Source organism: Haemophilus parahaemolyticus, assembly GCF_002015035.1.
Lineage (GTDB): Bacteria > Pseudomonadota > Gammaproteobacteria > Enterobacterales > Pasteurellaceae > Haemophilus_A > Haemophilus_A parahaemolyticus.
Genome location: NZ_MUXY01000008.1, coordinates 1 through 14,281, shown reverse-complemented (window position 1 = coordinate 14,281; position 14,281 = coordinate 1). Strand labels below are relative to the sequence as shown.

Sequence of the window (14,281 nt, the reverse complement as noted above, 5' to 3'; positions counted from 1 at the left end):
GCCCTACAGCTATATACTTTATTATTTAACAAGCGGTTATTTTCCGCCTGTTTTTAGCAAGTTCCAGTATTTTTCGTAGATTTCTACAGCTGGACCTACATCCGCTTGTAAAACGCCTTTGTTAATCTCCTCACTTGGAGGGAAAATCAACGGATCGCTCGCTAATTCTGGCGAAAGCAATGCTTTCACGCCTTCGTTTGGCATTGAGAAGCCCATGATTTCAATCACTTCTTTCGCACTTTCAGGACGAAGTAAGAAATCGATGAATTTATGTGCTGCTTCTTTATTGGCTGCACCTTTTGGAATCACATAGTTATCCATCCAAAGCACAGCACCTTCTTTCGGGAAGATAAATTGCAAGTCTGGATTTTCACTTTTCGCTCGGTGAGCAGAACCAGACCACTGCATACCTACCGCTACTTCGCCTTGCAAATAAGGCATTTCAGGTGAATCTGAGTTAAACACTAACACATTCGGCACGATCGTTTTTAAACGTTCGTAAGCCGCTTTGATTTCTTCTTCATTTTCAGTGTTTGGTGATTTGCCGTTTAACAACAATGCTATATGGAACACTTCACGCGGGTCATTCATCAACAATAATTTGCCTTTGTATTCATCACGCCATAAATCGCCCCAGCTGCTGATTGTTTTCGGATCAATATCTGCAACATTTACACCAATCCCTGTTAAGCCATACACATAAGGCAGAGAGTATTTATTTTCAGGATCAAACGGTTTATGCATAAGCTCAGGCGTAACATTTTTTAAATTGCTAAGTTTAGACTTATCTAATTCCGCTAACATCCCCTCTTTTGCCATCTTGCCCACATAGTAGCTTGATGGGAAAACGATATCATAACCTTTTGATCCAGAAAGTTTTAATTTGGAGTACATCTCCTCGTTACTTTCAAAGGTCGAATAAATCACTTCAATGCCCGTTTCTTTGGTGAATTGCTCCAACAGAGAAGACGGTACATATTCTGTCCAGTTATACACATAAAGTTTTTCTGCCGCATTTGCCACCACAGAAGAAAACGCCATTGCCGTAACAGCTAATTTCGCGAAAAATTTTTTCAATTTTTTGTCCTCTTAATGTAAGAAGTAAAGTGAGAAATAAAAAATGAACCTAGGTTGCTCTATGCTCAATCCATATGCCTAAAAAGCGTGCAATTATAACGATTTACATAATACTTGGCTAGATTTTTTAAGCCTCTATTTACTTGTTTTAGTTCTTTGATTAAACAAGAACGGTAACAAAGCAAATAGCATCAACATCAACGCAGTTACGGAAGCATCTTCGGTGCGGTAGCTGCCGAGTTGTTGGTAAAGCAAATAAGGCAACGTACTAAAATCAGGCGTGCCAAAAAATGCAATAACAGCAAAACTACCTAGGCTGGCAGACATTGCTAAGATAAAAGCATTGGCAAGCGGTCGGACTAGGTAATGTTTTTCCGCAATCCACCAGCGGTTGAAGCCCGATAAACCAAGACTTCGAGCAAGTTTATCTTGGGCATTGAACGTTTCCCACATAGAAGAAAAGAGCATCGGATAGACGTAAGGAATTAAGATAATGCCATTCATTACGCCAACCAAAACCAGAAGTTGAGTAGTAGAAAGCGAGATATTCATCAGCAATAAAAAGAGCCCGACTGCCAGTAAAAATACGGGTAAAATCAGCGGGTAAGTAGCGACGCTACCTAAAATTGCGTATAGAAAATGGTGTTTACGGTAAAGTAATTGGCGGGTTTCAAGTGCAATCAGGTAAGTCACGCCAACCGTGGTGATTGAGGCAATTAAGCTAATCAGCACCGAAAAAAGCGTAGCTTCCCAAAGTTCTAGATTGATAAGGCGTTGCCAAAAACGAGAAACGGAAATCCCTGCCCAGAGTACACTAACAAGCGGTAATAAAATCAATAACGTTTGCAAAATCAAAATGCTTTGCAAACCCAGTTTGCGACTACCCGCTAAACGTGGCTTCCACAGTTCAACGTTGGTGGTTTGGTTGCTTTGCTTTAAAGCACGTTGTGAGAAGAAAAATAGCAAAGCTTGCAGCACGATACCTATCGTTAACTGCCCCATAATCAGCATAACGGCTTTAGTAAAATCAAACTCAAAACTCACCGCTTGATAAATCGCTACTTCTAGCGTGCTATATTTAGGCCCGCCGCCAAGCATTAAGACGATAGGGAAACTAGTAAAACAGATCATAAAAATCGTTATAAACACATAGGGCAGAATGCGTTTAAACATAGGAAATTCAACAATACGGAAATAATTCCAACCCGAAAGGTTAAGTTGTGCTGAAAGTTGGTATTGGCTAGACGGAATGAGGGCAAGTGCCTCCACACAATATTTCGTTACAAGCGGAATGTTGAGTAATCCGTGTGCAATAAGAATACCTTGTAAGCCGTAAATATTGGAGTGCCAATCAATACCAATCCACTTCATTACTTGTGCAATCCAACCTGAATTGCCCCAAATACCAATCACAGCAAAAATAATCACAAGTGAAGGAAGCGACCAAACAAAAAGAATACTTTTATAAAGCCAGGTTTTGCCTTTAAATTCGAGGTAGAAAAAGGCTTTGGCAAGCAATATACCGAGAATGGTAGAAATACTGGCAGAAAGCACCGCTTGCAGAAGGCTATATTTGAGGATAGGCAGGGTTTCTGTCAGCGAAAAGAGTGTCTCTTCTTGGCGGTTATCCATCAATGCCCATAAACTAAAAGCGTAAAGCAATACAATAGTTGCGTAAAGTAGCCAAGCGGTGATTTTGGTAAGGTTATTGAACATTGAAATACACTTTTTAAATAAACTGCAAGATTCTATCACTTTTCAACCGCTTGTTGGCTGAAAATCAACTTTATTTTGTAATATAAATGTCAAAAAATCGTTAAATTAGCTGAATCACTATACAAATTTCGCGGAAAAATGTGAACTCTATCACGTTTTTTTATTTTTTATCGTGAATTTATATTCATTTTATAGTAAAGTGCAGGCAGTTAAAAAACTTACATTCTTTACGCAGAGAGGAAAATATTATGGCGTATTCTAAAGACGTTGTTATTACAGCTCCAAGTGGTTTACACACTCGCCCAGCGGCTGAATTTGTGAAAGCAGCAAAAGGTTTCGTTTCAGATATTACCGTAACTTCAAGCGGTAAATCTGCAAGTGCAAAAAGCTTATTCAAACTTCAAACTTTAGGTTTAACGCAAGGCACTAATATTACGATTACCGCAGAAGGCGAAGATGAGCAAAAAGCGGTGGATTTCTTAGTCGATTTAATCCCAACGTTAGAATAATCCTACCTTTATTGTTCCTATGGCAAGTTTCGGCTTGCCATTGTTTTTACACTACTTTTTAAAAGGATAACATTATGATTTCAGGTATTTCAGCCTCTCCTGGTATTGTTTTTGGTAAGGCATTAGTTTTAAAAGAAGAGCCGATTGTTCTTAACACTCACAAGATCACCGCAGATCAGGTTGATACTGAAGTAGCGAAATTCTTTGATGGGCGTGCAAAAGCCGCAGCACAATTGACCGCTATTCATGAGAAAGCCTTACGCACATTAGGTGAAGAGAAAGCTGCGATCTTTGAAGGGCATTTAATGCTTTTAGAAGATGAGGAGCTAGAAGAAGAGATCGTAGGCTATATTAACGATAATTTATCAACAGCGGATGTTGCAGCGAGCAAAGTAATCGATCAGCAAGTTGCAGTACTTTCAGAAATCGATGATGAGTATTTAAAAGAGCGTGCAGGTGATATGCGTGATATCGGTAATCGTTTATTACGTAATATTTTAGGTATGCATATCGTAGATTTAGGCGATATCCAAGAAGAGGCGATTCTTGTTGCTTACGATTTAACGCCATCTGAAACAGCTCAATTAAACCTTGAAAAAGTATTAGGTTTCGTGACCGATATTGGTGGTCGAACCTCTCACACCTCAATTATGGCACGTTCATTAGAATTACCTGCCATTGTTGGAACAAATGACATCACAGCTTGCGTAAACACAGGCGATTTATTGATTTTAGATGCGGAAAATAACCAAATCCACATCAACCCATCTGAAGCACAAATCAACGAGTTCAAAACAACACAAGCTCGTATTGCCGCAGAAAAAGCAGAATTAGCAAAATTAAAAGATTTACCAGCTGAAACCTTAGACGGTCATCGCATTGAAGTAGCAGGTAACATTGGTACAATCCGTGATGTGGATGGTATATTACGCAACGGTGGGGAGTCTGTTGGCTTATACCGTACCGAATTTCTTTTTATGGATCGTAGCGAATTACCAGATGAAGAAGAGCAGTTCCAAGCTTATAAAGAGATCGTGGAAGCAATGGGTGGTAAACAAGTTGTCCTTCGTACCATGGATATCGGAGGTGACAAAGAGTTACCATACTTAGATTTACCAAAAGAGATGAACCCATTCTTGGGCTGGCGTGCTGTGCGTATTGGTTTAACACGTCGTGAGATTTTAGATACTCAATTACGTGCGGTATTACGTGCTTCAGCGTTTGGTAAATTAGCGGTAATGTTCCCGATGATTATCTCTGTGGAAGAGATCCGTGAATTAAAATCTATCGTAGCAAGCTTAAAAGAGCAGCTTCGTTCAGAAGGCAAAGCATTTGATGAAAACTTACAATTAGGCGTGATGGTAGAAACACCATCAGCAGCGGTAAATGCACGTCACCTTGCGAAAGAAGTAGACTTCTTCAGTATCGGCACAAACGACTTAACTCAATATACGCTTGCGGTAGATCGTGGTAACGAAATCATTGCACACTTATACAACCCATTAACACCATCTGTGTTAAACTTAATTAAACAAGTAATTGATGCTTCACACGCTGAAGGCAAATGGACAGGTATGTGTGGTGAGCTAGCAGGTGATGTACGTGCAACTGCATTATTACTCGGTATGGGCTTAGATGAGTTCAGTATGAGTGGGATTTCTGTACCACATGTGAAAAAATTAGCCCGTTCAATCAATTACGCTGATGCAAAAGCATTAGCAGATACAGCATTAGCTCAACCAACCGCCACAGACATCGAACGTTTAGTAAACGATTTCTACGCTAAATTAAGCTAGTTTTAATTAAAAAGCATACAAAAACAAAATTCTCGTATAAAATATATGAAAATTTTGTTTCATACAACGGAGATTCCCTATGAGTTTTTTAAGTAAGTTATTTGGTTCTAAACAAAAAGAAGCAAAAGAAATTCAAATTATCGCCCCACTTTCAGGTGAAATTGTGAACATTGAAGATGTGCCAGATGTGGTTTTCTCTGAGAAAATCGTAGGTGATGGCGTAGCAATTCGTCCTGCAGGCGATACTATCGTTGCACCTGTAAATGGTACTATCGGTAAAATTTTTGAAACTAACCATGCATTCTCAATCGAATCTGAAGATGGAGTTGAGTTATTCGTTCACTTTGGTATCGATACCGTTGAATTAAAAGGGGAAGGTTTTACACGCCTCGCCGAAGAAGGTCAAAACGTTAAAGTGGGTGAGCCAATCATCAAATTTGATTTAGCGACTTTAGAAGCGAAAGCAAAATCTGTATTAACTCCAGTTGTGATTTCTAACATGGATGAAATTGCAAACCTCGAAAAACGTTCAGGTTCAGTAATTGCTGGTGAAACAGTGGTTTTAACTTTAACAAAATAATCATTCAAAATGCCCGCTTGTCGCGGGCTTTTTTATACTTACCTTTTAGGCTTAACACTTACACATCCAAACTAATCGCATCCTTAATTTTCTTCAATGCAGCATTTTCTAACTGACGCACACGTTCTGCTGAAATACCATATTTCGTAGCTAAATCATGCAATGTGAGTTTATTCTCATCTAACCAACGGGTTTTAATAATATCTTGGCTACGTTCATCTAGTGTAGATAATGCATAAACCAATTTTGCTGTTGCCTCACCTGTATACTCAGCATCTTCCAAATCATCAACAAAGTTTGAGCTATTGTCTTCTAAATACATAGAAGGCGTGTAAACCTCATCATCATCTTCGCCAACAGGTAGATCAAAACCAAGATCTTGCCCACTCATTCGGGACTCCATCTCTCGGACTTCATCTTCAGATACCCCTAAATCTGCTGCAACTCTTTTAATCTCTTCCTCATTAAACCACGCCAAACGGTTTTTATTTTTACGCAAATTGAAAAAAAGTTTACGCTGTGCCTTGGTCGTTGCTACTTTCACAATACGCCAGTTTTTCAACACATATTCGTGAATTTCTGCCTTAACCCAGTGCACGGCAAAAGAGACCAAGCGTACACCTACATTTGGGTCGAAGCGTTTTACTGCCTTCATCAAGCCGATATTACCTTCTTGGATCAAATCAGCTAACGGCAATCCATAACCCAAATAACCGCGAGCGATATGAATTACAAAGCGCATATGCGATAAAATCAGCTGCTTTGCCGCCTCAATATCCTCATCATAGTAATAACGCTCCGCCAACTCTTTTTCTTGCTCAGCAGATAAAATCGGATATTGATTCGCCATACGAATGTAACTATCAATATTACCCGTTGTAATAGGCATTCCACCTGAGAGCAAGGCTGGATGCATCACATCCGAAGTTTTATCATCAGCTTCTTTCGCTAATTCAGCCTCTTCAATCTCTTCAGGCTCAATGACTTCTGCATCATCAATATCGTCAAATTTCTTCATCTTTTTCCTTAGCATTAAGTTGTTTTGCAAAAAAGTTTACAGATCATACCGCTTTCTGATAAAATTACCAAACTTTTTGGGGCTGATTCTGGATTCGACGGGATTAGCGAAGCCCAAGGTGCACGTCGAGGTGCGGTAGGCCTCGTAAACAAACCGCAAAAAAATAGTCGCAAACGACGAACAATTCGCTTTAGCAGCTTAATAACCTGCCTTAAAGCCTTATCGCCTCAGCTTCCGCTCGTAAGACGAGGATAACGATAAGTCACCCAAAACGAGATCGTGTTGAAGCCGCCGTTTGAGGATCGAAGCACTAAATTAAATCAAACTAGTTTACTCTTTGCGTGTCTGTCCGCTGGGGGTAAGCGAAATTAAAGACCAGACTAAACGTGTAGTGCTAAAGGTAGAGTAATTTCGGACGGGGGTTCAAATCCCCCCAGCTCCACCAAATAGGATACCTAAGCGGTTCGAAAAGAACCTATAAAGCCTTGAGCCATAACGGTTTAAGGCTTTTTTATTGTCCTAAGCGTACCTATTAGAACCTACTAAAGCCTTTAATTTTAGTAGTTTTTTAGTAGGATCGCACAAAAAGGGGGAAATGTCGTACTACTAAAACAGCGTTAAACCCTTATTTATCAAGCATTGGGGGCATTTATGGCACGTACTACCAAACCACTTACTAATACCGAAATAGAGAAAGCAAAACCCAAAATAGATAAAGACGGTAAACCTATAAAAAACACACTCACAGACGGGCAGGGGCTTTTCCTGTTGGTTACGCCTAACGACTCAAAACTATGGCGGTTCAATTACTATAAACCGAATTCTAAAAAGCGTACTGAAATGAGTTTAGGCACGTTCCCGAATGTATCACTACAAGATGCAAGAATAAAACGGGCTGAATGTCGTGAATTATTGGCGAAAGGTATCGACCCGCAAGACCACCGAGAACAACAGCAACGGGCACAACAGACGGAACTATTGAACACTTACGAGGCTGTAGCGTGGGCGTGGTTTGAGTATCGCAAAAGTAAACGTAACTTTTCAGAGGGCTATCAGAAAGATGTTGAAAGCCTAATAAGAAGAAACCTCTTGCCACATTTTGGACACTTGCCAATTTCACAGATTACTGCACCAATGGCGTTAAAAGCCTTTAAGCAGTATCAAGATGAGGGGAAACTAGAGAAGTTAAAGCGGACGATTCAAAAGCATAACGAGATAATGACTTACGCATTACATCGTGAACTCATCCCGTTCAATCCTACCGCCAATATTTCAAAAGAGTTTGACAGTCCAACCGTAGAACACTTCAAAACGATTAAGCCTGAAGATTTAGGCGAATTTATCTACACGCTGAACAATGCTCAAATTCATTTACAGACCCGCTATTTAATTCTATGGCAATTACTGACAATGACCCGTCCAAATGAGGCAGCTACTGCCAAGTATGAAGATATTGATGAGCGTTCGAGAATATGGACAGTTTACATTCAGAAAGGCATTAAACAAGATGGGCGGGGGCGTGAACATAAAATTACCCTATCACGGCAAGCGATGGCATTATTGAGAGAGATTAAGAAATTGAGCGGAGGAAAGGTTTATTTATTCCCTAGTGTGAAGAACCCACAAACCCACGTAAACACACAGACAGCGAACGGAGCTATAAAACGTATGGGCTAGGGGAAATTAGTAGCCCACGGTTTGCGTAGCATTGCAAGCACCTATTTGATAATTATTTAATATTTTATTGGCGTGGGGATTTATTCCCCGCTTATGGAGAAAACAAAATGAACTTAACCCATAAATACATAAACAACAAGCAAGCGAGAATAGAAACGCTAGAAAAAATCAAGCGAGGAATAAGCACAGGGCGATTCATCAAAAAAGAAATTATCAATGACGAGCTTTACAAGCGAATTTTAAAAGGGGCTTTTACTAGCTTACACATTGAAAGGCGGTATATCCACTTTATTGAATCAGCAATTGCTCAATGATATAACCAATTTATAACCGAATAAGCGTAGTTACGTTGAACTTAACAGACACTGTAAGTGCAGTAAATCCACAAGGTGTTTTTTACTGACAGAATTATCCTTTGTTCAAATGATTTTTGTCATTGGATTTTCCTTGTTGCTTTCTTTACTGTCTACACTTTATCTCGCTTATCGAGCTGCGAAAGTAGAACCTGCTGCTTTGAGATACAAATAAATTTTTAATGGTAAATGAATGATGGATGAACAATCACTTTTAGCTTTTGATACACAACATATTTGGCATCCTTATTCTTCAGTTTCTTCTGATATGCCGCTTTATGCAGTAGAACGCGCTGATGGCGTGATGATAACCTTAAAAGATGGTCGTCGTTTGATTGATGGTATGTCCTCTTGGTGGGCGGCGTTGCACGGTTATAATCATCCACGCTTAAATGCGGCAGCACAGAATCAATTGGAAAAAATGAGCCATATTATGTTTGGTGGATTTACCCACGATCCAGCGGTGGAATTAGCTCAATTATTAGTACAAATTTCGCCCAATGGACTGGATAAAATCTTTTTTGCCGATAGCGGTTCAGTTGCGGTAGAAGTGGCGATGAAAATGGCTATTCAATATCAGCACGCAAAAGGGGAACCACAACGACAAAAATTTGCCACTATTCGTTCAGGTTATCACGGCGATACGTGGAATGCGATGTCAGTGTGTGATCCAACCACAGGGATGCATCATTTATTTCATCAAAGCCTGCCCGTGCAGTATTTTCTTCCTCAACCTAATGTTTCATTTAATGAATCTTGGAATGATTGTGCGATTGAACCTTTAGCTGATTTACTTCGAGAAAAAGGTAATGAAATTGCCGCACTAATTTTAGAACCTGTTGTGCAAGGTGCAGGCGGTATGTATTTTTATTCGCCAACTTATTTAGTGAAAGCGCAAGCACTTTGTAAACAATATGGCGTTTTGCTGATTTTTGATGAAATCGCTACGGGATTTGGTCGAACAGGAAAACTATTTGCTGCCGAACACGCAGGCATTTCGCCAGATATTATGTGTATCGGTAAAGCATTAACAGGTGGTTATTTAACTTTATCGGCAACTATTACGACTACTGAAATCGCACAAACTATTTGTCGCGGTGAGGCTAAATGTTTTATGCACGGCCCCACTTTTATGGCAAATCCGTTGGCTTGTGCGATTGCGGCGGAATCTATCCGTTTATTGTTGGAAAGTCCTTGGCAGCAAAATATTCAGCGAATTGAGCATTCCTTAAAACAACAGCTTTCGCCTTTATCTGAAAAAGATTATGTCAAAGAAGTTCGCGTATTAGGGGCGATAGGGGTGGTTGAAATGAAAAGTGCGGTAAATATGAAAACCTTAGTCCCGCGTTTTGTGGAACAAGGTGTTTGGATTAGACCTTTCGGAAAATTGGTTTATGTTATGCCGCCGTTTGTGATTAAAGATGATGAACTTCAGAAATTAACGGAAGGCATGATTTTGGCTTTAACGCAGGAATATGAACATTAGGATGAAAAATGGATGCTTTCAAACAGCAACTGGAACAGCTTAGCGCGCAAAACCAATATCGTTCGATTCCGGATTTGATTCATCAAGGGCGGTATATTACGCGGGAAAACTGCAAAATGCTGAATATGTCGTCTAATGATTATTTGGGTTTGGCATCAGATGAAAACTTGCGCCGGTCTTTTTTGCAGCAATACGGCGGTAATTTTCCCTCTTTTACCAGTTCTTCATCGCGTTTATTAACGGGCAACTTTCCTATTTATACCGATTTGGAAGAGCTTGTCGCACAACGTTTCCAACGGGAAAGCGCGTTATTGTTCAACAGCGGCTATCACGCCAATCTCGGTATTTTGCCTGCTTTGACGACGACGAAAAGTTTGATTTTGGCAGATAAATTTGTTCACGCCAGTATGATTGACGGCATCCGTTTGAGCCGGTGTGCGTTTTTCCGTTATCGTCATAATGATTATGAACATTTGAAAAATCTGCTTGAAAAAAACGTCGGAAAATTTGACCGCACTTTTATCGTTACCGAATCTGTTTTCAGTATGGACGGTGATGTGGCGGATTTGAAACAGCTTGTCCAATTAAAAAAACAGTTTCCCAATACTTATCTTTATGTGGATGAAGCCCACGCAATCGGTGTTTATGGGCAAAACGGATTGGGGATTGCCGAACGGGATAATCTGATTGCCGAGATTGATTTACTGGTCGGCACTTTCGGCAAAGCCTTAGCCTCGGTGGGGGCGTATGCCGTCTGCAACCAAGTATTGAAAGAATGTTTGATTAATCAAATGCGCCCATTGATTTTTTCAACCGCATTGCCGCCGTTTAATGTGGCTTGGACTTATTTTATTTTTGAACGATTGCCGCAATTCTCAAAAGAAAGAAGCCATCTTGAGCAGTTAAGTGCATTTTTACGGCGGGAAGTGGCGCATCGGACGCAAATAATGCCGAGCCAAACCTGTATCGTCCCCTATATTTTAGGCAGGAATGAAGCCACCCTTGCCAAAGCGGAATACCTGCAAGGGCAGGGTTATTATTGCCTGCCCATCAGACCGCCGACAGTACCAAAAGGTACATCCAGAATACGATTATCTTTGACTGCCGATATGACAACGGATGAAGTGCGGCAGTTTGCGGCGTGCCTGTAAGGATATGATATGAAAACGAAATTTTACAATCATCAAGGCGGACATTTAATTCTGTATTTTGCAGGTTGGGGAACGCCGCCCGATGCTGTAAATCATTTGATTTTGCCGGAAAATCACGATTTATTGATTTGCTATGATTATCAAGATTTAAATTTGGATTTTGATTTTTCCGCCTATCGGCACATCCGTTTGGTGGCGTGGTCAATGGGCGTTTGGGCGGCAGAGAGGGCATTGCAAGGAATAAGATTAAAATCCGCAACGGCAGTGAATGGCACAGATTTGCCTTGCGATGATAATTTCGGTATCCCTTGCGCCGTTTTTAAAGGCACATTGGAGAACCTCACGGAAAACACCCGTTTAAAATTTGAACGCAGAATGTGTGGTGATAAAGCATCTTTTGAAGATTACCAACAATTTCCCGCACGCCCGTTTGACGAAATTCATCAAGAACTTATCGCACTTTTTGCGATGATCGGGCAAGATAGACGTACAGATCTTATCCGCTGGACAAATGCCTTGGTCGGATCGGGCGATAAAATTTTTATGCCTGCCAATCAGCACCGATATTGGACACCGCGTTGCACCGTTCGGGAAATTGACGGCGGACATTACCTGTTTTCAAGATTCACCCATTGGTCGGCACTATGGAATCACTGACTGCCATAAATAAATCGCGCATTCGGCAGGCTTTCCAAAAAGCATTAAACGATTATGACCGGCACGCCTTAATCCAACAAAAAATGACGATTAATTTAATGGCGCATTTGCAAGATTATTTGCCGGATATGCCATTGGAAAACGTGTTGGAATTGGGCTGCGGCTCAGGAATGTTGAGTGCCTTGCTGCAAAAACAGATTTCAGCGAATTATTGGTTATTTAATGATTTGTGCGATGTGCAGCCCCAACTGGCTGAAAAACTGCCGCAATCCTTTGATTTTTATTGCGGCGATGCGGAAAACTTTCCTTTTCAACGACAATTTGACTTAATCGCAAGCGCATCCGCCGTGCAATGGTTTCATCAACCCGAGGCTTTTATCCCCCATTGCAAAACAGGCTTGAAAACAAACGGATTATTGGCGGTAGCAACCTTTGGCAAAGACAATTTAAAAGAAGTCCGCCAAATTACAAATATAGGCTTAAATTACCCGACTTTATCCCAATGGCAGACTTGGTTAGCCAAAGATTTTGAGCTTTTATGGTGTGAGGATTTTAAGGTAATACTAGACTTTGATACGCCGTTAGATGTACTCAAACACCTTAAATATACAGGCGTTACCGCCACGAACCAAAAAAATTGGACAAGAAAAAATCTCAATGGATTTATTGGCGATTACTTGTCGGCGTTCGGTATGCCGTCGGGCAAAGTGCGCCTGACTTATCATCCGTTATTTTTTATCGCGCGCTACTCTGCGGCGGGCAGGCAATAAGGCAGCTTATGGGCAAAGTTATTTTTATATCGGGGATTGATACCGATGTGGGTAAAACAGTGGCAACAGGGATTTATGCTAAAAAGTTGATGGAACAAGGCTCTTCCGTGATTACACAAAAAATGATTCAAACAGGTTGTAAAAATATCGCTGATGATTTGCTTGTGCATCGAAAGATTCAAGGGATTGATTTAACGGAAGAAGATTTACAAGGCAAAACCTGCCCTTATGTTTTTGAATATCCTTGTTCGCCACATTTAGCTGCAAAGCGAGAAAGTAGAAAAATTGAAGCAAAAATCATTGAAAAATCTACCGCACTTTTGGCAGAAAAATATGATTATGTACTATTGGAGGGTGCTGGTGGCTTAATGGTACCTTATTGTGAAGAAGAGACGACGTTGGATTATATCCAGTTAAATAATTACCCTTTAATTTTAGTGACATCGGGAAAATTAGGTAGTATAAACCATACATTATTAAGTTTAGAGGCCTGCCGTACTCGCGGTATTTCAGTATTTAGTGTAATGTATAACGGTTACCCAGAATATGATCCTATTATTAGTCAAGAAACCCAACGCTATTTAAAACGTTATCTTGAAAAACATTTTCCTGAAACAGGATTTGAATGCTTTGGGTGTATTGAAATTTAAGCTCAAGGAAAAGTGTGATAGACTCGCGCAAGCTTATGCTTTAACACAAAGTATGAGCCCAGCAGTTTTAAATACAAGTGGATGCAAAAGAGCGTCTACTTAACATTAGGACAAACGATAAACGATGTAAGAGATTATGTGATGTATTACAATTTTTTTCATCCACATCGTTACAATCAAGGCTTGCCGCCTATTTTAACAAAAACAACCTATCGGGGACTGTTGAATTAGTTGATCACTACATATTGCCTAAATCTCTTCTTGCAATGCCTTTGAATAGATAGGTGAACATTGAAATGTCCTCAGTATATTTAGTTAGTAAGGCTTGTTTCACACTTTTGAAAAGGTGTAACAAGGGTTCAACTGCTAATACTGAATATCTCCACTTATTCGCACGGTTGCCTGTCTTATTTCGTGGTGTCGCCTTTGTTTGATCTGCCCCCAAAAAGTTAGACTGTTATTTAAAGGACTGCTTTTAATATTGTATCGGACTCAGTCCTTTTAATTTTAATTGGATTCGTTTTTCATTATAGTACCGCACATAATCATTGATAACCTTTTCAAGTTCATCAATGCTAGTAAATGATTTTCCGTGAAAACACTCCGTTTTCATTCGCCCAAAAAAGCTTTCCATTGCCGCATTATCCAAACAATTCCCTTTTCGCGACATACTTTGAGAAATCCTATTTTTCGCTAATAAGCGTTGATAGCTCGGCATTTAATAATGGATTCCTTGGTCTGAATGTAATATCAAATTCGCATTTCTCGGCAATTTTTTAACCGCTTGTAACAGCATTTCTTGCACTAACCTGCCATTTGGGCGACGACTTAATCCATAAGC

At 40.1% G+C, this 14,281-nt stretch carries 12 protein-coding genes, 1 other RNA gene and 3 pseudogenes; 12 read left to right on the top strand and 4 right to left on the bottom strand.

The annotated features are described in order from the left end of the window. Positions 1–36: 36 nt before the first annotated feature. Both B0185_RS06130 and thiP read right to left on the bottom strand, forming a co-directional pair. Positions 37–1,077, bottom strand: a complete 1,041-nt coding sequence (locus tag B0185_RS06130; RefSeq protein ID WP_005707551.1) for an extracellular solute-binding protein — start codon at positions 1,075–1,077, stop codon at positions 37–39. A 135-nt stretch (positions 1,078–1,212) separates the two neighbouring features. After that, positions 1,213–2,793, bottom strand: a complete 1,581-nt coding sequence (gene thiP, locus B0185_RS06125; RefSeq protein WP_005707568.1) for a thiamine/thiamine pyrophosphate ABC transporter permease ThiP — start codon at positions 2,791–2,793, stop codon at positions 1,213–1,215. 248 nt (positions 2,794–3,041) lie between these two features. Here thiP and B0185_RS06120 point away from each other — a divergent pair, with 248 nt between their 5' ends. The 3 genes from B0185_RS06120 (at position 3,042) to crr (ending at position 5,678) form a co-directional block, all read left to right on the top strand. Further along, positions 3,042–3,302, top strand: coding sequence for an HPr family phosphocarrier protein (locus tag B0185_RS06120; RefSeq protein WP_005707572.1), 261 nt, complete (start codon positions 3,042–3,044; stop codon positions 3,300–3,302). Positions 3,303–3,376: 74 nt separating this feature from the next. Continuing rightward, positions 3,377–5,098 carry a phosphoenolpyruvate-protein phosphotransferase PtsI gene (gene ptsI, locus B0185_RS06115; protein ID WP_005707533.1) on the top strand — a complete coding sequence of 574 codons (1,722 nt, stop codon included), beginning with the start codon at positions 3,377–3,379 and terminating at the stop codon, positions 5,096–5,098. A gap of 79 nt (positions 5,099–5,177) precedes the next feature. After that, positions 5,178–5,678: a PTS glucose transporter subunit IIA gene (gene crr, locus B0185_RS06110; protein ID WP_005707503.1), complete on the top strand. Its 501-nt coding sequence runs from the start codon at positions 5,178–5,180 to the stop codon at positions 5,676–5,678. 58 nt (positions 5,679–5,736) lie between these two features. Here crr and rpoH read toward each other — a convergent pair whose 3' ends face one another. After that, positions 5,737–6,696 (bottom strand): RNA polymerase sigma factor RpoH, encoded by a 960-nt coding sequence (gene rpoH / locus B0185_RS06105; protein ID WP_005707542.1) that lies wholly within the window; start codon positions 6,694–6,696, stop codon positions 5,737–5,739. Between the two features lie 78 nt (positions 6,697–6,774). Here rpoH and ssrA point away from each other — a divergent pair. From ssrA to bioD, 9 genes and pseudogenes are all read left to right on the top strand, one after another. Further along, positions 6,775–7,141, top strand: a transfer-messenger RNA (tmRNA) gene (ssrA, locus tag B0185_RS06100). Positions 7,142–7,347: 206 nt separating this feature from the next. Continuing rightward, a pseudogene (locus tag B0185_RS06095) lies at positions 7,348–8,370 on the top strand (integrase arm-type DNA-binding domain-containing protein); the annotation flags it as partial. Positions 8,371–8,480: 110 nt separating this feature from the next. Next, the gene (locus B0185_RS10150; protein ID WP_005707597.1) at positions 8,481–8,687 is read left to right on the top strand and encodes a hypothetical protein; all 207 of its coding nucleotides are present in this window, start codon (positions 8,481–8,483) and stop codon (positions 8,685–8,687) included. Positions 8,688–8,713: 26 nt separating this feature from the next. Then, positions 8,714–8,901, top strand: a pseudogene (locus B0185_RS06090) (lipoprotein-releasing system transmembrane subunit LolC); the annotation flags it as partial. Positions 8,902–8,922: 21 nt separating this feature from the next. Next, the gene (gene bioA / locus B0185_RS06085) at positions 8,923–10,212 is read left to right on the top strand and encodes an adenosylmethionine--8-amino-7-oxononanoate transaminase (RefSeq protein WP_039863435.1); all 1,290 of its coding nucleotides are present in this window, start codon (positions 8,923–8,925) and stop codon (positions 10,210–10,212) included. Positions 10,213–10,220: 8 nt separating this feature from the next. Then, positions 10,221–11,363, top strand: a complete 1,143-nt coding sequence (bioF, locus tag B0185_RS06080; RefSeq protein WP_005707553.1) for an 8-amino-7-oxononanoate synthase — start codon at positions 10,221–10,223, stop codon at positions 11,361–11,363. Between the two features lie 9 nt (positions 11,364–11,372). After that, positions 11,373–12,020, top strand: coding sequence for a pimeloyl-ACP methyl esterase BioG family protein (locus tag B0185_RS06075; protein WP_005707596.1), 648 nt, complete (start codon positions 11,373–11,375; stop codon positions 12,018–12,020). Continuing rightward, the gene (bioC, locus tag B0185_RS06070; RefSeq protein ID WP_005707501.1) at positions 12,008–12,790 is read left to right on the top strand and encodes a malonyl-ACP O-methyltransferase BioC; all 783 of its coding nucleotides are present in this window, start codon (positions 12,008–12,010) and stop codon (positions 12,788–12,790) included. Before B0185_RS06075 ends, bioC begins: the two co-directional genes overlap by 13 nt. Before the next feature lie 8 nt (positions 12,791–12,798). Continuing rightward, complete coding sequence (gene bioD / locus B0185_RS06065; protein WP_005707547.1) at positions 12,799–13,440, top strand: dethiobiotin synthase; 642 nt, start codon at positions 12,799–12,801, stop codon at positions 13,438–13,440. 475 nt (positions 13,441–13,915) lie between these two features. Here bioD and B0185_RS10345 read toward each other — a convergent pair. Beyond that, positions 13,916–14,281 (bottom strand): annotated as a pseudogene (locus B0185_RS10345) (transposase); the annotation flags it as partial.

What these genes read in the sequence shown, in the direction of transcription:
- thiP (WP_005707568.1), bottom strand. Translation starts at nt 2,793, where the DNA reads ATGTTCAATAACCTTACCAAAATCACCGCTTGGCTACTTTACGCAACT.
- B0185_RS06120 (WP_005707572.1), top strand. Translation starts at nt 3,042, where the DNA reads ATGGCGTATTCTAAAGACGTTGTTATTACAGCTCCAAGTGGTTTACAC.
- ptsI (WP_005707533.1), top strand. Translation starts at nt 3,377, where the DNA reads ATGATTTCAGGTATTTCAGCCTCTCCTGGTATTGTTTTTGGTAAGGCA.
- crr (WP_005707503.1), top strand. Translation starts at nt 5,178, where the DNA reads ATGAGTTTTTTAAGTAAGTTATTTGGTTCTAAACAAAAAGAAGCAAAA.
- rpoH (WP_005707542.1), bottom strand. Translation starts at nt 6,696, where the DNA reads ATGAAGAAATTTGACGATATTGATGATGCAGAAGTCATTGAGCCTGAA.
- B0185_RS10150 (WP_005707597.1), top strand. Translation starts at nt 8,481, where the DNA reads ATGAACTTAACCCATAAATACATAAACAACAAGCAAGCGAGAATAGAA.
- bioA (WP_039863435.1), top strand. Translation starts at nt 8,923, where the DNA reads ATGGATGAACAATCACTTTTAGCTTTTGATACACAACATATTTGGCAT.
- bioF (WP_005707553.1), top strand. Translation starts at nt 10,221, where the DNA reads ATGGATGCTTTCAAACAGCAACTGGAACAGCTTAGCGCGCAAAACCAA.
- B0185_RS06075 (WP_005707596.1), top strand. Translation starts at nt 11,373, where the DNA reads ATGAAAACGAAATTTTACAATCATCAAGGCGGACATTTAATTCTGTAT.
- bioC (WP_005707501.1), top strand. Translation starts at nt 12,008, where the DNA reads ATGGAATCACTGACTGCCATAAATAAATCGCGCATTCGGCAGGCTTTC.
- bioD (WP_005707547.1), top strand. Translation starts at nt 12,799, where the DNA reads ATGGGCAAAGTTATTTTTATATCGGGGATTGATACCGATGTGGGTAAA.